Source organism: Pseudomonas saliphila, from assembly GCF_008638345.1.
Classification (GTDB): Bacteria; Pseudomonadota; Gammaproteobacteria; order Pseudomonadales; family Pseudomonadaceae; genus Halopseudomonas; species Halopseudomonas saliphila.
Genome location: NZ_VTVA01000002.1, coordinates 381,162 through 398,572, shown reverse-complemented (window position 1 = coordinate 398,572; position 17,411 = coordinate 381,162). Strand labels below are relative to the sequence as shown.

Sequence of the window (17,411 nt, the reverse complement as noted above, 5' to 3'; positions counted from 1 at the left end):
CCCGGTCACCTCAAAACGCAGTCCACCTGCATCAGGCCAGGAATCATCGACGCCGGGTCTGTTTTCAACGACAAAGATGCGCAGCCAATCACGGCTAACGTCCATTCCTGGTTTTGCCAGAGTCGGGTTCGATCACCCGCTTGCAGAGCAGATTCAATCCGAGTTACGAAGACTGACGAAGCGGGCTGATCGGTCTGGCTCGCCAGCTTGAAGACTGCTTCGTGCAGTGTCCAGGCCTGGTAGAAAACGTGTTGTGGTGAAAGGGCCTGGCGGATGGCGTCTCGCACCTGCGGTTCGGGAAGTATGTCTATCAGGCCTTCAAGCCGATCACTGTGGCGCGGATTGAAGTGTTCGAGATCGATGCCGAAATGTCCGTCAGACAGCCCGACAATCACCAGACCCCGTTTATGCGTTATCCCGGCAAACCAGTTGGATGGCAGTGCGGTGTGTCGTGGCGGGCCGGCGCCCCTGGGGCTCCAGCCTGACTCGGGGCATTTGAAGCCCAGGTCGGCGGCCAACTGGCTGAGCAGTCGGCGCGCCTCGCGCGATAGCAGCGCTCCGCAGCTGGAGGCAGGTAATGCAGAGACGGCGAGCAGTACCTGCTGGCTGGGCATGTTTATTTGGCGAGGGTGACCACGTCACCGCGCAGTGCAACACCCGCCATGATGGCACCGGCGTGGCATTCGTATTCGGTACGCGAGGTCATGGGTTGCTGCTGGTAGTAGCTCTCGATGTTGATCACTGCGTTGCCGCCTTCGGCTTTGACCCGATCCTGCAGGCTGATCAAGGCCGATAGCATGACCCATTCGCACGCGCGCTGGTCGGACTTGCCGAAAGCGTTGGTTTTCTTGTTGGTAGTGTAATTGCCATGGCGTCTGAGCACTTTGGCGTGCGGTGCGTCGGCAAAGGAGAAGGTGATCGCTGGATCCAGTTTGGCCTTGGCATCGGGCGCCGCCATGGCATCCTGGATCGACAGCATATGGGTGGTATCCCGGGCTTCAGCGGCACCCGCGAACATCAGGCCGGACAGTACGAGAGCAAGTGGTAGAAATCCTTTACGCATTGGTTCGTTCCTTGTGGTGGTAATGATCAGTCCCAGCGGCCCAGTACCAGCGAGGTATTGATGCCGCCAAAGGCAAAGTTGTTGCTCATGACGTACTGGCAGTCGATGCTGCGCGATTCCCCGGTGATGTAGTCCAGCGCTGCACAGGCCGGGTCGACCTCGTCCAGGTTGGCGCAGGCGTGGAAGCGTCCGTCACGGGCCATTTCAATAGCGGCCCAGGCTTCCAGCGCGCCGCAGGCTCCCAGCGTATGGCCGGTGAAACTCTTCATCGCACTGATTGGCGTTTTGCCACCGAACACCGCATGCGTAGCCTGACTCTCGGCGATATCGCCCAGGTTGGTGGCGGTGCCATGGGCGCTGACATAACCGATCTGTTCCGGGGAAAGTTGCGCGTCAGTCAGAGCCATGCGGATTGCCTGTTCCATCATCTGGGCATCGGGTTGGGTGACATGGCGACCGTCGCTGTTAGTGCCGAAGCCGAGCAGTTCGGCATAAATAGGGGCACCGCGCGCCAGCGCATGTTCAAGATCTTCGAGTATAAGGGTGCCGGCGCCTTCGCCGACGACGAGTCCGTCACGTTTTGCATCGAACGGGCGCGGCGAGGTGTGGGGCGCATCGTTGCGGGTACTGGTTGCAAACAGCGTATCGAAAACGGCCGCCTCAGAGGCTGACAACTCCTCGCAGCCGCCCGCGACCATTGCCTTCTGCCGGCCGAAGCGGATTGCCTCGTAGGCATAACCAATGCCCTGGCTGCCGGACGTGCAGGCGCTGGAAGTGGTGTGGATGCGACCGCGGATACCGAAATACACCCCGATATTCACCGCAGCGGTGTGTGCCATCATGCGGATGTAGGAGTTGGCATTCAGTCCGTCGGTGGACTTGTTGAGCAGCATATTGCCGAAATCTGCCACCGCATCCGGCTCGCCGGCGGAGGAGCCGTAGGCAATGCCCAGATCGCCACTGGTGAGCAGCGGGTGGTCAAGCAGGCCTGCATCAGTGAGTGCCAGCTCGGTGGCTCTGGTCGCCATCTGCGCACCGCGGCCCATACTGCGCAGAACACGCCGGGTGTAGTGGCGGGGCAGGGCGAAATCCTGCACCGGCGCACCCAGGCGCGTATTGAGTCCTTCGTACTCATCCCAATTCGGCATGTGCTGCACGCCGGTCTGCATCCGTTCGAGCCGATCGCGGATAGCCGCCCAGTCATGCCCTATCGGCGAGAACCCGGCCATGCCGGTGATGACCACGCGACGGCCCAGGCCATCCTTACGCTGAGCTGATTCCATCAGCACATTCCTCCATTGACTGCAAAAACCTGCCGCGTGATATAGCCCGCATCCCTGGAGCAGAGAAAGGCTACGGTCGCGGCGACCTCTTCACTGGTGCCGATACGCTGCATGGGTATTGCCTTCAGCGCGGCCTCGAGTACGTGTTCGTCGACCATCTCGGTGTCGATCAGGCCGGGTGCGACGCTGTTGACGGTAATCTTGCGCTTGGCCAGTTCGACCGCCAGCGCCTTGGCGGCGCCGATCAACCCTGCCTTGGCCGCACTGTAATTGACCTGGCCGCGGTTGCCCATCAAGCCGGAAACCGAGGACATGATGACAATACGGCCGGGCTTACGGCGTCTGATCATCGGCATCGAGAGCGGCTTCAATACATTATAAAAGCCGTCCAGGTTGGTATGAATCACGCTGTCCCAGTTGTCGTCGGTCAGTGCCGGAAAGGCCGCGTCGGCAGTGATGCCGGCATTGCAGACCACCCCATAGTAGGCGCCATAGGTTTCGATATCTGCTTCCAAGGCTTGCCGGGTGGACTCGCGGTCGGCGACGTCAAATTGCAGGATGCGCACGCTCCGACCCAGATCTTCGATCTCTCTGGCGACCGCCTGCGCGGCGTCCAGTCGGTTGCGGCAATGCAGGACGATATCAAAACCGTCGCGGGCCAAGCGGAGTGCGATGGCGCGGCCGATGCCACGGCTCGAGCCGGTCACCAGTATGGTCTCGGTCATGGTGTTTCTCCGTTCTGCATGGCAGCCAGCGCTTCGTCGGAGTCTGGCTGAAAAACGTTGAGCATGGCGGTGGCGACGACCTGGTTATCGCCATCGAGTAACTGTCCGCGGAAAGCGCCCAGCCCATTGTCGGCGCGAAAATCCAGAAATATTTCCACGGTAATGCGCTCGCCAAAGGTGAAAGACGCCTGCTTGGATTGATAACGACGGGTGCCAAGCAGAAAGCCGACTGCAGGCTTTGCTCCGCAGGTTGCCCGCTGAACGCCGGCCCAGGCGGCGATTGCTTGCGCCAGCCACTCCAGACCGACCCATCCGGGAATGCCAGTTTCGGTGGCGAACAGATCCTGAGCTTTCGGCATCACGTCGGCGCGCAGGTGTTCTTCGCCCACATCCAGCAGGCGGTCCAGCAGACACATGCACCGCTGATGGGGCACGTAGGGGCTGATATCGCAGGGTAGTACGAGCTGGCTATAAGGGGTCTCAACCATCCTGGCGCTCCAATAGCAGGGAGACATTGTTACCGCCGAAGGCGAATGAATTGCTCATGGCGCGCCTGCCGTCAAAGCGTGCCGGGCTGGCGTACGCGAGCGAAGGGAGGTCCGCATCGGTCTGACCGTCGTTGATGTGCGGCGGTAGTCGCCCAGCATTCAATGCCAGCCAGCAGAACGCAGATTCCAGTGCGCCACAGGCGCCCAGAGTATGCCCGGTCAGCGCCTTGGTCGAGCTGCAGGGAAGATGCGACCCGAAAACCTGGTGCACGGCCAGTGCCTCCATACTGTCATTCTGCCGGGTCGCGGTGCCGTGCAGGTTCAGATAACCAATATCTTCAGGCGCGCACGAAGCCATGGTCAGCGCTGCCTGCATCGCGGCGATTGCGCCGGCCCCCTCAGGGTGCGGGGCAGAAATATGATGGGCGTCGCTGCTTTCGCCATAGCCGACCAGTTGCGTTCCGCCCGGCTCATTGGTGACCAGAAACAGGGCGGCGGCCTCGCCCAGATTGATGCCCCGACGGTTGCTGGAGAAGGGTTGGCAGAGCTCGCTGCTCAAGGCTTCAAGCGAGCCGAACCCGTTAACCGTCAGGCCGCACAGGCTGTCGGCCCCACCGGCAATTACCGCATCGCACAGGCCGGCGGCCAGCAGGCGGTAGGCACTGCTCAGCGCGAGGGCACTGGACGTGCAGGCGGTTGATATCGTGTGCGCTGGACCGTCGCTGTTAAGCCGCTCGGCAAGAAACTTCGAAGGCGCTCCGATTTCCTGGCGCTGATAGTGAAAATCCTCGGGCCACTGATCGTTTTCTCTGGCGGCCAACGCAAGTTCGGTCTCGCCGATGCCCGAGGTGCTGGTGCCCAGAACGACGCCTATGCGAGCACCCGGCTGGCGGAGTCGGAACGCGTCGATGTCCGGCTGCAGTTGCTCCAGGGCTGCCGCCAATAGCTGGTTATTGCGCGACCGGTGCTTGGCGGGCCATGCGCTTGGGTCAGGCAACTCGGCGCTAACGGTTCCCAGCGGTAGCGGGCGATCTGGAGTGAAACGGTCGCTGACAGCGAGTTTGCGCTGTCCCGCGAACAGCGCCTCAGAGATCGCGTCGAGGTTATCGCCCAGCGAGCAGATAAGGGCAGGCCGTGAAAGCCGGCACGCTGAAGTGACGTTCATGGGGCTGGGCATGGCGACTCGTTATGGATGGCGTTCGGCTCGACAGTGGTGCGATACAGGCGATAGCCGGCCTGCAGATCGTCAACGATATGGCAGCTTCCGCGGTCGGTCACGGTCGCCATTAACTGCTTCCTGTAATAAATGCTATGACCTCCTTCTTGCCGCTGTACAGCCCAGCGCGAATCCGCAAAGGCGCGCTCCAGTTCCTCGACGGGCCACAGGCTCCAGGCAAGTCGCTCCGCCAGCCATTGTGCCGAAATCGGCGGTTCAAAGGCCGCGCCGGGTAAAAAACGCGCGCCGTCACCGTCCTGCTCCAGCGTCAGCAGGCGCTGGCCCTGCGGGCTGAGCAACGCCATACGCAAAACCGACTGGTCGTGACGGAGTACGGCGAGCAGCTGTTGCCGTTCGCCGTCGTGCTCGATTGTCAGGTGCTGGGTGCGCGGAGCACTCGCTGGCAGCGTGGCCAGATCGGGAGCCGGAGCGCGCCCGGACAACGTGGCGCAGCCGCTCAGCCACAGACACGCCAGCAACAGGCTGAGACCCGCGCATGGATCAAGGCGCAACCCTCTGATCACAGGGGTACCAGCTCATCGGTGACCGTCTCGGCGGAGCAGGCTTCTGCCAGACTGTTCAGTCGTCTGCGGCTGGCCGATACGAAGGGGTTGCTCTGATCCCAGGCGTAGCCAGCGAGCACCGAGCTGATCATCGAGCGGATACGCGGCGACTGTTGTTCATTGAAGATGATCTTCGGCAAGCGGCCGTCATACCAGGCTTCAACGAACTCGCGGAACGTGGCGACGCCGCGGCGCAGCGGTTGCTCGAACTCCAGGTCCCAGTCGATCGTTTCGCCGGCTAGCTGGCGTTTGACCAGCGGCGCCGCGCGCATGGCCGAATCCAGTGCGACGGTGACACCGGAGGAGAACACCGGGTCGAGGAACTCGCCGGCATTGCCCAGCAGGGCGAAGCCCGGGCCATGCAAACGCTCGACGTCGGCGGAGTAGCCTTCCAGCCGGTTGGTCTCCCGAACCTGCGTCGCGTTCTGCAACAGCTCAGCCAGCGTTGGCTCCTCATTCAGGAAGTGCCAGAGGCGGCTGGTATCGTCGCCACCGGCGGCCTGTAGCGTATCTCTGTCTCCCACCACTCCAACCGAGCAGCGCCCGTCACTGAAGGGGATCAGCCAGTACCACACGCCTGGATGGACGGGATGCACGCCGATGAGGATTTTTTCGCGGTCATGACCGGGATGATCGATGCGGTCTTCGACGTGCATGAACAGTGCGCAGCGCGATTCCAGGGTGGAGGCTTTCGACAGGTTGGCGAGACGCGACAGCACGCGTCCGTAGCCACTGGCGTCGAGAATGAAGCGCGCTCGAAGAATGCGGCGCTGCCCGTCCTTGGTTCGCAGCGTAAGGCTGGGGCGCTCGGCATCGGCGGTAAAATCCTCGACCAGTGTTTCGAACTGCACCTGCGCGCCGGCTTCACGGGCGCCTTCGATCAGGCGTTGATCAAAATCATCGCGTGGCACCTGCCAGGTGGTGCCGGGCCCATCGCTGAACTTGTCGCGAAAGTCGATGGCGGTGGTTTTACCGCGCCAGGTAAAGGCCGCGCCATTCTTGACCTGAAAGCCACCGGCCAGGGCAGCATCCAGCAGGCCGCAGGTTTCAAGGTGCACCATGCACTGCGGGAGCAGGCTCTCGCCAATTGAAAAACGCGGAAACAGACTGCGCTCAATTACCTGCACACGCAGCCCATTGCGGGCGAGCCAGGCAGCCGCGGCGGCGCCGGATGGACCCGCACCGATAATGGCGACATCGGTTTCGTCAGTCTGTATTGCAGGACTACTGTGGTTGCGCTTTTCCATGCGGGTCTTTCCCTGAAACAGAAATTGAAGAGGTGAGCGGCACGCTGCCGGCTTTGGCGAAAGGCACCAGCAACCATGTGGTGCCCAGGCCGATCAGGCAGGTGATGCCAAGGTGCGCCAGCGCCGGCGTAGCACTGAATGAAAGTAACCCAAAGGCCAGCAGGCTGGATGCGCAGGATAGCGTGATGCCCAGCCACGAGGCGGGGTTGTCGGCATGCTCGACACTGAATATGCCCGCGTCCAGGCCTATGCCTAGCACCAGCAGCAAACCCAGCAGGTGGAACAGCGTCAGCCCGGTTCCACTGAATGCCAGTACAGCCAGGCTGACCAGAATGGCGCCCACCGGCGGCAAGAGCACACGCCATACCGCTGTGCCGTAGCGCCAGGTGAATACCAGGGCAAGCCCCGCGATGGCGACGCCCAGCCATAGCGCGATGCTGTCGCGGATAGCGCCGAGAACCTGTCCGAGCTGCGCGACGCGGTCGTGATAGTGCACGTCTTCAGCCAGCGACAAGGTCTGTAACACGTGGCGCCCGGCCGCATTGGCGTCGCCCAGCAGTACGAGTGAAGCCGGCCGCGCGTCCGATGCTTCCAGCCAGAGCAACTGGTCCGCGGCGCCGAAGGGCGTGGCAAACCAGTCGGCGCGGGTGAAGGGCTGTGGATTGGCTTGGATACGGGTAGACAGCGCATCGGCGGGCAGACCGGCGCGCGCGGCCAGTTGCGGTAAGGCGCTGGCATGCATGGCGCTGACACGCTGCAGATTCTGTCGCTGGCGTTCGGCCGAAGGCACGGCCTTGGCCAGATGCCGGTAAGTGTCGAGATGCCCCTTGTCGGCCAGATCGACCAGGGCGGCATCCAACTGCTCCAGCCGCGCCAACAGCGCATCATCCGTCTCCGCGCTGACGATCAGATAATGGCTGCCGCCAGGGCGCTGCAGCAGCTTCTGCACCTGTTGCTGTTCGGCGATCAATTCCGCGGGTGAGGGATTCAGCTGGCGCAGGTCATCACTGGGCTGCAGGCGGAACAGGATGAGCAGGATGGCCAGCAGTGCGACTGCCCCTAGAGCCAGCCATGGCAGGCGTGCACCGTCTGACAGCCGTAGTCGACCAAGCCAATCGGCGATGCGGCCGGTCGCGGGGTGCTGGCGAACCGGGATCAGGGGTAGCCACAGGCGCACCGTCAACCAGGCGCCGATCAGCCCCAGTGCGGCGAAGGTTGCCATCTGCCGCAGTCCGGGAAAAGGTGTTGCGAGCTGGATAAGGTAGGCCGCGAGGCTGGATATCAGACCCAGCAACAGCGCTGGCCATAACCGCGTCAGGGGTTGTTCGGGGGCGAGATGCCGCGCGCATTGCAGATGCAACGCATAATCGACGGCGATGCCAATCAGGCTGGCACCGAAGGCCAGCGTCAGCAAATTCAGTGAGCCGAAGATCAACCAGCTGATAGGCAGCGCGACCAGCAGGCCACAGGCGACCGGCAGCATCAGACTGACCAGGGTCAGTGGGTTGCGAAACACCCACCAGAGCATGAGCAGAATGCCGAGCAACGAGCCGATGCCGATGGTGGATATCTCCTGGCGCGCCTGTTGGGCACCCGCGGCGGCATGAAACACCAGCCCGGCGCGCAGGATCCGTGCCTGAGGCTGCTCGGCCTGAAAGCCCTCAAGCACTTCACCCAGTGCGGCTTGCAGCCTCATGTCATACGCGCTGGCGCCCAAACGGCCGCTGACCAGTAGCCAGCGCTCATCTGGCCCGCCAACTACCGGGAAGTCGCCATCCACACGCACCTGCGTGCCCAATTGTTGTTGAATCCAGGCGTCCTGCAAACCGAAGGGGTCATTGCGCAGATCATTGTCCAGGCCGGGACTGAACAGCCGGGACAGGGCGCGCGCTATCCAGACCTCTGCATCGGCCGTGGCCATTGAGTCGGCAAGCAATTGATAGCGAAAATCCGCGAGAGCCTGGTCGGGCCGTTCACCAGAGAAGCCCTCACTCGGCAGCAAAACACGCTGACCTAGCAGGCGTGAACGAAGGTCCTCGGCGAGGCGCCGCGGCTGCGGTCCGCTGACCAGCAGCGCGAAGTCATCCTCGGCGCCTTCAGCCAGACGCTTCTCGGCGCGCATCACCAGGTCAGACTGCGGCGTGTCAGGCAGCAGGCTGACGATACGCGTGTCCCAGCGCGCGCCGCCATTCAGCTGCCAACCAAGCAGGCCCGCGCAGACAAGCAGCACCAGGCCCCAGAGCCAGGCTCCAATCTGAATACGCTTGTCGGCGCTGGGCTGCTTCATTGTCAGTGCGCCTCGACCGGAGGGGGACAGGCGGTTTCGGTCAGGTGAATGTCCATGCGGTCGCCATCATTGAAGGATATGGTGATGCGTTCAAGCTGGGCCGCGCCCTCGATGCTCAGGCCGCTCAGTTGCGCGGCCTGAGCATTGCGGGGCGCCAGTTCGGCGCGCCATGCATCGGCAGTTCCGCTCAGAGTGGTTGCGAAGTACTGATCCAGACTCTGCCAGTTGCCGGCCAGCAAACCGTTGAAAATGGGCAGTACCGCCTGATAGCCGAGGGGCAGATCGGGATTGTTCTCAGACAGTACGACTTCACTGTGCACCGGCTGAAGCGTACGCCAGATCAGACCCTGGTCCTGACGCTGAAAGGTGCCACGGCTGTTGAGGTGCATGTCGAAATCGGCCAGCCAGCGGGACTGCTCGAACTCGCCGCATGCGGGCGCATTGGTGCGCAAATGCTCTCGCAACGCTGCGTCGGGGGTTTGGGCGTGGGCCGGCAGGCTGGCCCATACCAGCGCTAGCACGCCCAGGGTAAGTACGGGGCGCTGTATCACTGTAGCGCCTGCCAAGTGAGCAGTTTATCGACCAACAGCTGCGGCGAACCCAGGCACATTTCCCGGGTAGCCATGTCCACCGCCACCTGCACGCTCCAGGCACGGGTCAGGCGCTGGCGGCTTACCGCATCCCGGATGGTGTAATCGACTTTGAGGCGATGTTCCCACTCGGTCAGGCGTGCTTCGATGGCGATGCGCTGGGTGAAGCGCATTGGCTGGGCATAGCGCAAGCGCATGTCGATCACCGGCCAGGCGAAACCGGACTCGCGCATCTGCAGATAGTTGTAGTCGATCCGGTCCAGCAGCTCGCAGCGCGCGATTTCCAGGTAGCGAACATAGTGACCGTGCCAGACGATTTCCATCATGTCGACGTCGTGGAAGGGGATGGTCATCTCCACTTCGACCGACGGCAGCGGGCGATCATCCGGCGTCATACAACCTCCAGTGGCGGGTGCGGATCAGCTCACAGAGCAAGCGCAGGTCGGTTTCCAGTGCCCGGTCTTCACCAAGCGGCGCAAAATGTTCGCGGCACTCGGCGACAAAGGCATGCAGCTGCTTTGGCGGTGCTTCGGCGTCCGGTCTGGCGGCGCGCAGTTCCAGCGCCTGGCAGGACGCATGCAGCGCGGCGGCGGCCACCTGCTCGACCAGCGTCAATACGCGCAACGCGTCGCGCGCCGCAATGGTGCCCATGCTGACCTTGTCTTGGTTATGGCATTCGGTGGAGCGGGAAAACACGCTGGCTGGCATGGTCAGCTTGAGCGCTTCGGCCGTCCAGGCCGACGCGCCGATCTGCACCGCCTTGTAGCCATGATTGAGCGGTGCGCGCTGTGGCGTGGCGCCGCTGAGATTGCTGGGCAACCCGTGACTGAAACGGGTATCGACCAGCTGCGCCAGCTGCCGATCAAGCAGGTCGGCCAGGTTGGCGGCGGCCTGCTTCAGACTGTCCATGGCGAAGGCAACGTGGCCGCCATAAAAGTGCCCGCCGTGCATGATCTTGCCGTTCTCGACGTCGATCAGCGGATTGTCATTGGCACTGTTGAGCTCGGTCTCGAGGAACTGGCGCCAGAAGGGCAAAGCGTCTTCCACCACGCCGATGACGTGGGGCGCGCAGCGCGTGGAATAGCGGTCCTGCAGGCGCGGTGAATTGCGCGGCGTGCTCGGCGCATGCAGATCCTCACGGAGACGGTCGGCAACGCGATTCTGCCCGGGGTGCGGCTTGGCAGCAAAGAGGTCGGCATCGAAATGGTAAGGGTTGCCATCCAGTGCATAGACCGCCAGACCGGTGATGCGCGAAGCCAGTTGCGCGAGATAGGCGCAGCGGCTGAATGCAAACACGCTGAGCGCGGTCATCACGGCCGTGCCATTCATCAGGGCCAGGCCTTCCTTGGGCCGCAGCCGGTATGGCGTCAGGCCAAGCTCGGCAAATACCTCTGCGGTCGGCCGACGTTCGCCTTGGTAGAGCACGTCGCGTTCGCCGCACAGTACCGCCGCGAGGTAGGACAAGGGCGTCAGATCGCCGCTGGCGCCCACCGAGCCTTCCTCGGGAATGACGGGCATCACGTCATGTTCCAGCAGCCAGGTCAGGCGTTCGAGCAGCCCCAGGGTTACGCCCGAATAGCCACGACACAGGGACACGAGACGCACGAGCACCACGGCACGCGCGGCTTCGACCGAGAGCGCCTGGCCGAGCCCGCAGCCGTGGAAGGTAAACAGCTGGTGGGGCAGGGTTTCCAGATCCTCGGCAGCCACCGCACGGGTACAGGAATCACCGTAGCCGGTGGTCACGCCGTAGATCACGCCTTCTTCGGCAAGCAGGCGCTCGAGGAAGGCGTTGCCCTTGGCGATACGCTCCCGGAAGACGGCATCGCAGGACAGCAGCACCTTGCGCCGTCCTTCGGCCACCGCCAAGACGTCTTCCAGACTAACCGGTGACCCGTCGAGCAGCAGCGGGGTGTCAGTGGTGCAGTCCGTTGGCACCTCAAGCATTATCGTCATGCGTATTTCCCGTATCGCTTTGCCAGAAGGGATAGAAATTGAACCATTGCAACGGGTGTTGCCGTACCCGGACCGCCAACTGATCGGCGAAGCGCGGCATGGCCCGCCCGATCCAGGCGTCCCGCGCCTTGCGGGGCAGGTCGGTCAGATCATCGAATAGTTCGAAGTCGATCTGAAAACCCTGGTCGTCGCGGACGCAGGACAGGGTGTATAGCGGACACCGCAATAACATGGCCAGTAAAAAGGGGCCCTCGGGGAACGCAGCGTTGTCCCCAAGGAAGGACAGCTGGCGTAGCCGCGCGCCCGTGATCGGAATGCGGTCGGCAGCGATGACCACGAAACCGCCGCGCTGGATCCGCTCGGCCAGCTCCTGCGCAGTAGCGGGGCCGATTTCAGTGACTTCCAATACATTGGGTCGCGGCTGGCCGGTTACCCGTTCCAGTAGCGCGTTGAATTTGCCGGCATTGCGCGTGTGCATCATCACCGTCAGGTCCAGCTCGGGGTGATACCTGGCCAGCGCATTGGCGATATCTAGATTGCCATGGTGGGCGACCAATACGATACCGCCGCGTCCCGCGCGGATGGCCTCGCCAAAATGCCGGAATCCGTCACCGCGCAGGCGATCTTCCCCGATGGAATCGCTCCAGGCCGCGACCTTGTCCATCAGCGCATCGCCGAATTGCAGAAAGTGCCGGTAGCTTTGCCAGAACAGGGCGAAGGGGCGTCGCTCGAGCGAGGGATCCAGCCGGCATAGATAGTCAGCGGATGCCCTGCGCGCCGTGCGGTGCGAAAGGAAATACCAGAGGATCACCGGGCGCAGGACCAGCAGGAATGGCCAGCGACCCAGACGACGCTGGATGAAGACCATCGCCTGCATGCCCCTCAGGCTGCCGCGCTCGCCGATCCGTGCCCAGTGGCTCATCCCGCGGCCTCCATGCTTCGCCGCCGCAGCCGGGCCGCCAGCAAACGCGGTAGCCGCAGCAGCATGCCGAAGAACAATCGTGTATGCATGCCGGAGATTTGCAGGTTATCGCGCAACAGGCGGAAATGGCTGACGCCGTCGGTGGGGTAGTGCACCCGTACCGGTAGGTTACGCAACTGGCCGCCGGCCCAGTGCCAACGCACCAGAATCTCGGTATCAAAGGCCATGCGGTCGCCGCAGGCATGCCGGTTCAGCAGTGCGTTGACCTCGCGCAGGGGATACAGCCGCGCGCCGCACATGGAATCGCGAATATCCAACGATAACGTATTGATCCAGACCCAGATGTGCGTGGCGTAGCGCCCGTAAAAGCGAGAGCGGGAGACGCTGGCGTCATAACGCGGATAGCCGATGGTCAGCGCCTGTGGGGTGTGTTCGGCTGCCGCGAGAAAGCCAGGCAAGTCGGCGACCGCATGCTGCCCGTCCGCGTCGATCTGCAACGCATGGGTAAAGCCCAGCTGCTCGGCGTGTTGCAGGCCAGCGCGCACCGCTGCCCCTTTGCCCTGATTGTGGGATAAACGCAGTAGCAGGTGGCCCTGCGCGGCTAACCCGTCCAGCACGCCGGCGCAGCGGGCATCGGAGCCGTCATCGACCAGCAGTACGGGGAGCCTGAAAGGCGCCACCGAGGCGCACACGGCTGTGATGCTGTCGGGGTGGTTATACACCGGTATCAGGATGCAGATGCGCCCATCAGTCATCGGCCACCTCGGTAGTCGCTACTGTGGCTGCCCTGAAGCTGATCCGGCCGTTGGCGTGCTTGCCTTCATGTGAATGGAAGGCGAAGGCGATGCCGTTCTCGCGTTGCGTCAGATCCAGCCGCAGACGCATGCCGGGGCGTAGCGGTCGTTGGAATTTCAGCTGTTCGCAGCCGGCGAAGTCGCCGAGCTGGCCAAAGCTCCGTTCTGCCTGCTGGACCGCCCATTGCACTATGACCACGCCGGGCACGATGGGGAATTCGTCAAAGTGGCCGTCGAGAAAAATCAGCCGTTCGGGCACTTCAAGTGCGAGCGAGCATGAGCGGCCATCCAACAAGTCGGTGCCGAGCCAGCGGGGTTTACGATCGTCCACCAGATCTTCGAACAGGCGCTCGATGAGGCTGCGATCCAGCTTGCCCTGCGCGTTGCAGGGCAATGCTTCTACGAAACGCCAGTAGCGTGGAATGGTGACCTGCTCGATATGCGCAGCCAGCCGTTCGCGCAGCTGCCGGGCCAGCTCATGGCGCTGCGGATGTTCGTGGGGAAGGCTGGATGTGTCCATCACAAGGATACAGCCGAGGCGGCCATCGTTACGCCCCAGATCAACGCAGCGCGCTGACATCACCCTCGGGTGCTCTGCCAGCAAACGTTCAATGCGGTCGAGCGATACCCGCTTGCCGCCGATCTTTACCAGCCGGTCGTCGCGGCCGAGCAAGTGAAAACGCTCAGGCGTGCCGCTCACGCGGTCAGGCTGCTGCCACCATTGCTCAGGTTCAGCGAGAAAGGGTGAGCGCAGCGCCAGACCCTCGCCCTCGAAGGTCAGCTCAACGTCCGGCAATGCCTGCCAGGCATCAGTCACAGTCTGTCGGCGCTGGGCAATGCCGCCAGTCTCGGTGCTGCCATAGATCTCGATGACGGGTGCGCCGAGTAGCGATTCCGCGCGTTCGGCATGGGCCTGGGCTAAAGGAGCTCCTGACGAAAACACCCGTTGCAGACGCGGCAATGCCGACCAGTCGATATGCTCGGGGGTGCGTGCCAGTTGCGGCGGCGAGCTGACCATGACTGGCGATAACCCCGCCAGCCCGGCTTCGGTCATGCGCTCGGCCAGCCGCTCCGGATAATGGCAATCCTCGCCACAGAAGGCCGCGCCCGAACACAGTGGATGCAGGACTGCGGCCAGCAGCCCGTAGATATGCTGATGACTGACCTGGGCGATGACGCCATTAGCTTCGGTCAACGGCCACAATTGGTGATGCACCGCGAGCTCGGCATCCAGTTGCGCAAAGCTCTTGGCGAACTCGACCGGCTGTCCGGTGGAGCCAGAGGTGTATAGCGCAAGGGCCGCGGTGGTCGGCGTGATCGCCGCCGGTGCGTGGGGCAGGGCGCGCGAGTGGTTCGGGACATCCAGCTGCGCGGGAATCTGTCCGTCAGTGCTGCCAATCAGGCCTGCCAGTGTCCCGGGCCGGTCATCCGCCGGCAGCACCGCAATCCGTCCGGTTTCCCAGAGCGCAAGCAGGGCGCCGGTGAATTCGAGTGGGTCGGGCTGACACAGAATCCAGCGTCCCGCTGGGCGACCTTCCAGCCAACCGCGCCAGGCATCGACCCGCTCGAGTAATCGCGCAGAGTCCGTCCAATGGGCGGGCAGGGCGGAGGCTATCGGTGCAGGTCGGCGCCAGGGTAACTGGCAAAGGGAGACGAAGCTCATGCGGCTGCTCCCCGTACATGTCGGCGGCACACCCATTCACCGGCGAACATCAGGCCCATCAGGCAGTAGCTGATGAAACCGTTATACAGCGTCCAGGTGGCGAGATCGGCATAGAGCGCGGTCCAGGCAGAAATTCCGCCGTTGACCACGAAGAACCCGCACCAGGCCCAGGTTACGCGCCGCGTGTAGATCACCCCTTCGCTTGGCAGATCCGGCTCGCGCACTCTGGCCAGCCGCTCAATAATCGGCATGCCGCGGATCAAGCTACCAGCGAACAGCGTTAGCATGATCAGGCTGATAGCAATCGGGTAGGCGCGCATGCCCAGTTCCGCGTGGCCGAGCAAGCCCATGCTGACCAGTACCAGCCCGGCGATGATAGCCAGCGCTCTGGCTTGCGGCAGGCGCCAGGCAAGCAGCGCGGCGCCCACGATCAACAGTGGCCAGCTACCCAGTTGCGCGTGCAGGGTCAGAACCAGAACCGGCCAGAGCAGCATAACCAGCGCGCCAAGCGCAGAGGTGAAACTCAGCTTCACGACTTAGCGCTGCATCAGGCGATCGACTGCGTCGACCACGTCCTGCACGGTGCGCACGGACTTGAAGTCTTCCGGATCAATACGCCGGCCGGTAAAGCGTTTCAGCTCGACCACCATATCGACGGCATCGATGCTGTCGATATCGAGATCCTCGTACAGACGCGCTTCGGGGGTGATTGCCTCCGGATCAACATCGAACAGATCGACCAGCGTCTTGCTCAGGTAATCGAATACCTCGGTGTTCGCAACAGGCGTATCAGTGGACACGGCGGGCCTCCACCAGAGCAGTCAGGGCATTGAGGCTGGCGAAGTGACTGCGCGTTTCCTCGGCTTCGGCATCCAGTTTGATGCCGTAGCGCTTCTGCAATGCCAGGCCGAGTTCCAGGGCGTCGATCGAATCCAGACCCAGTCCGTCACCGAACAATGCTGCCTGTGGCTCGATGTCGTCCGGAGTGATGTCCTCAAGCTCCAGCGTGTCGATAATCATCCGCTTGATTTCCAGGGACAGGTCTTGTGTCTCGGTCATGGGAGAACTGCTCCAGCTCTTGATTGAAATGATCGGTCAGCCAGGCGGTAAGCGCTCTGGCTCGGTGCCTGACGGCGCGGTTAGGTTCATCAGGTATCGGCACATCGGCCAGAACCTGAAGCTCCATACGTATCCTGCTTGGTGGGATTCGGTACCAGGGCTCGCCCTTGGTCAGGGTGGTTGGCGTGCAGCGAATTAACACTGGGGTAATAGGCGTGCCGGTATGCAACGCGATATTGGCGCCGCCACGGCGAAAGCGGATGGGCTGCGCAGGCGTGGTTCGGGTCCCTTCGGGGAACAGAATCAGCGAGTTGCCAGCGGCGAGACTGACCTTTGCGGCCGCGAGTACCGCCTCCGGATCGCTGTTGGTGATATAGCCTGCGGCATTGATCGGGCCCCGGGTAAAGGGGTTTCTGACCAGGTGCCCATTGACGATGCAGTTGGCATTGGGCGTGTTGGCAATCAGGTAGATCACATCAATCAGCGAGGGGTGGTTGGCAAGAATCAACAGGCCAGGGCGGTTCAGCTGTTGCGCGTTGCCAATGTGCGATTCGGCCACGCCGAGAATGCGCATCAGGCCAATGAATCCCCTGAAGGCCTGGCGTATCAGTTCCCGGGTCATCTGCTGGCGCCGCCTATCGTCACGTATGACTATCAGCAGCAGCGGAGCGATGAGTACCCCGATGACAAGACCACCGATTCCGAACGCACTGAACGAAATGGCGGTGCCGAGACCGCGTCGCCACTGATCCAGGGTCATAGGCGCTCCAGAAACCAGCGGTGGCGAGCAACCAGGGCGGTGTGATCCTGGCTGAGCCAGTCGATTACCTGCAGGGGCGTGGGTCGCGCGGCCGCTACGGTAGGCTCGGCCAGCAGACGCTGCCCCGTTTCGCTGGTCAGCCTCAGGGCTACCACGCAGGGGCAGAGGGGCGATTCGGTATGCGACTGCAAAGGCAGGGGGATTTCGCCCTCGGAGAATATCGCAATCACGGCGTGCTGACCGGTGGCGAGATAACCCGCTGCTTCGGTAATCAGTGCCTCGAATTCATTACCGCAGGCGGCAAGGGCCTGGGTCGGACCGCGATGCTGGCGAGCAATTGAATACACGCCCAGCACGGCGTTATGCACCGACATGGAAAAGCTGCTTGGGGAAACGGGATCGCCGGATTCGAGTCCCTGAAGCATTTCCAGAGAGCTACTGACATCACCGTGGCGGGACGCATGAATAAGGGGAGAGCCCGCACCGTCGTCCAGCACACTGGCTGCATCACAGACGGCCCGGCCGGTCGCATTGAGTCGACGGCGCAGCATGCGCGGCAGTATCGACTCGTTCAGGCGCTCAGTAAGGGCGTGGCCTGGCCGAATCGAAAGCCCCGAGTCAGCCGTCCAGGCTACCCAGTCTTCGATGTGAACGGGATACTTCATCCATGAATCGCTGTATTGGTGATAAGCGGCTCATCTTAATCGTTATGAAATGTTACGACCAGAAGCCCTTGAAACTAATCAGTAATAATCAGACGCATGGCGGCCGGAAATAGACAAATGTGAATTATGA

At 62.6% G+C, this 17,411-nt stretch carries 20 protein-coding genes; all 20 read right to left on the bottom strand.

Features of this window, described 5'->3' with window-relative positions; all coding sequences use genetic code 11:
- Positions 1–5: 5 nt before the first annotated feature.
- The 20 genes from FHK95_RS03855 to FHK95_RS03760 are packed head-to-tail and all read right to left on the bottom strand — an operon-like array spanning position 6 to position 17,281.
- The gene (locus FHK95_RS03855) at positions 6–614 is read right to left on the bottom strand and encodes a 4'-phosphopantetheinyl transferase superfamily protein (RefSeq protein WP_150303268.1); all 609 of its coding nucleotides are present in this window, start codon (positions 612–614) and stop codon (positions 6–8) included.
- A gap of 2 nt (positions 615–616) precedes the next feature.
- The gene (locus FHK95_RS03850) at positions 617–1,063 is read right to left on the bottom strand and encodes an excinuclease ATPase subunit (RefSeq protein WP_150303267.1); all 447 of its coding nucleotides are present in this window, start codon (positions 1,061–1,063) and stop codon (positions 617–619) included.
- A gap of 26 nt (positions 1,064–1,089) precedes the next feature.
- Positions 1,090–2,346, bottom strand: a complete 1,257-nt coding sequence (locus FHK95_RS03845) for a beta-ketoacyl-ACP synthase (protein ID WP_150303266.1) — start codon at positions 2,344–2,346, stop codon at positions 1,090–1,092.
- On the bottom strand, positions 2,346–3,071 hold the full coding sequence (gene fabG / locus FHK95_RS03840; RefSeq protein WP_150303265.1) for a 3-oxoacyl-ACP reductase FabG: 726 nt from the start codon (positions 3,069–3,071) through the stop codon (positions 2,346–2,348). Before fabG ends, FHK95_RS03845 begins: the two co-directional genes overlap by 1 nt.
- Positions 3,068–3,559 carry an ApeP family dehydratase gene (locus tag FHK95_RS03835; protein ID WP_150303264.1) on the bottom strand — a complete coding sequence of 164 codons (492 nt, stop codon included), beginning with the start codon at positions 3,557–3,559 and terminating at the stop codon, positions 3,068–3,070. The genes fabG and FHK95_RS03835 overlap by 4 nt, the downstream gene beginning before the upstream one ends.
- Complete coding sequence (locus tag FHK95_RS03830; RefSeq protein WP_235906701.1) at positions 3,552–4,736, bottom strand: beta-ketoacyl-ACP synthase; 1,185 nt, start codon at positions 4,734–4,736, stop codon at positions 3,552–3,554. The genes FHK95_RS03835 and FHK95_RS03830 overlap by 8 nt, the downstream gene beginning before the upstream one ends.
- Complete coding sequence (locus FHK95_RS03825; RefSeq protein WP_150303263.1) at positions 4,721–5,299, bottom strand: DUF3261 domain-containing protein; 579 nt, start codon at positions 5,297–5,299, stop codon at positions 4,721–4,723. The genes FHK95_RS03830 and FHK95_RS03825 overlap by 16 nt, the downstream gene beginning before the upstream one ends.
- Entirely contained in the window at positions 5,296–6,585 is a 1,290-nt protein-coding gene (locus tag FHK95_RS03820; RefSeq protein ID WP_178114701.1) for an NAD(P)/FAD-dependent oxidoreductase, read from the bottom strand. The genes FHK95_RS03825 and FHK95_RS03820 overlap by 4 nt, the downstream gene beginning before the upstream one ends.
- Entirely contained in the window at positions 6,563–8,872 is a 2,310-nt protein-coding gene (locus FHK95_RS03815) for an MMPL family transporter (RefSeq protein WP_150303262.1), read from the bottom strand. The genes FHK95_RS03820 and FHK95_RS03815 overlap by 23 nt, the downstream gene beginning before the upstream one ends.
- 2 nt (positions 8,873–8,874) lie before the next feature.
- Positions 8,875–9,423 carry a LolA family protein gene (locus FHK95_RS03810; protein WP_150303261.1) on the bottom strand — a complete coding sequence of 183 codons (549 nt, stop codon included), beginning with the start codon at positions 9,421–9,423 and terminating at the stop codon, positions 8,875–8,877.
- The gene (locus tag FHK95_RS03805; RefSeq protein ID WP_150303260.1) at positions 9,420–9,857 is read right to left on the bottom strand and encodes an acyl-CoA thioesterase; all 438 of its coding nucleotides are present in this window, start codon (positions 9,855–9,857) and stop codon (positions 9,420–9,422) included. Before FHK95_RS03805 ends, FHK95_RS03810 begins: the two co-directional genes overlap by 4 nt.
- A complete protein-coding gene (locus tag FHK95_RS03800) occupies positions 9,844–11,409 on the bottom strand; it encodes an HAL/PAL/TAL family ammonia-lyase (RefSeq protein WP_150303313.1) in 1,566 nt (521 codons plus the stop codon). Before FHK95_RS03800 ends, FHK95_RS03805 begins: the two co-directional genes overlap by 14 nt.
- Positions 11,402–12,340, bottom strand: coding sequence for an LpxL/LpxP family acyltransferase (locus FHK95_RS03795; protein WP_150303259.1), 939 nt, complete (start codon positions 12,338–12,340; stop codon positions 11,402–11,404). Before FHK95_RS03795 ends, FHK95_RS03800 begins: the two co-directional genes overlap by 8 nt.
- Positions 12,337–13,095, bottom strand: a complete 759-nt coding sequence (locus FHK95_RS03790) for a glycosyltransferase family 2 protein (protein ID WP_150303258.1) — start codon at positions 13,093–13,095, stop codon at positions 12,337–12,339. Before FHK95_RS03790 ends, FHK95_RS03795 begins: the two co-directional genes overlap by 4 nt.
- Positions 13,088–14,797, bottom strand: coding sequence for an AMP-binding protein (locus tag FHK95_RS03785; protein ID WP_150303257.1), 1,710 nt, complete (start codon positions 14,795–14,797; stop codon positions 13,088–13,090). Before FHK95_RS03785 ends, FHK95_RS03790 begins: the two co-directional genes overlap by 8 nt.
- Positions 14,794–15,330, bottom strand: coding sequence for a COG4648 family protein (locus tag FHK95_RS03780; protein WP_206668527.1), 537 nt, complete (start codon positions 15,328–15,330; stop codon positions 14,794–14,796). Before FHK95_RS03780 ends, FHK95_RS03785 begins: the two co-directional genes overlap by 4 nt.
- A gap of 3 nt (positions 15,331–15,333) precedes the next feature.
- A complete protein-coding gene (locus FHK95_RS03775) occupies positions 15,334–15,597 on the bottom strand; it encodes an acyl carrier protein (RefSeq protein ID WP_150303256.1) in 264 nt (87 codons plus the stop codon).
- Positions 15,587–15,856: a phosphopantetheine-binding protein gene (locus tag FHK95_RS03770; protein ID WP_150303255.1), complete on the bottom strand. Its 270-nt coding sequence runs from the start codon at positions 15,854–15,856 to the stop codon at positions 15,587–15,589. Before FHK95_RS03770 ends, FHK95_RS03775 begins: the two co-directional genes overlap by 11 nt.
- The gene (locus FHK95_RS03765; RefSeq protein ID WP_150303254.1) at positions 15,792–16,616 is read right to left on the bottom strand and encodes a lysophospholipid acyltransferase family protein; all 825 of its coding nucleotides are present in this window, start codon (positions 16,614–16,616) and stop codon (positions 15,792–15,794) included. Before FHK95_RS03765 ends, FHK95_RS03770 begins: the two co-directional genes overlap by 65 nt.
- The gene (locus tag FHK95_RS03760; protein ID WP_150303253.1) at positions 16,613–17,281 is read right to left on the bottom strand and encodes a beta-ketoacyl synthase chain length factor; all 669 of its coding nucleotides are present in this window, start codon (positions 17,279–17,281) and stop codon (positions 16,613–16,615) included. The genes FHK95_RS03765 and FHK95_RS03760 overlap by 4 nt, the downstream gene beginning before the upstream one ends.
- Between the last annotated feature and the right edge of the window lie 130 nt (positions 17,282–17,411).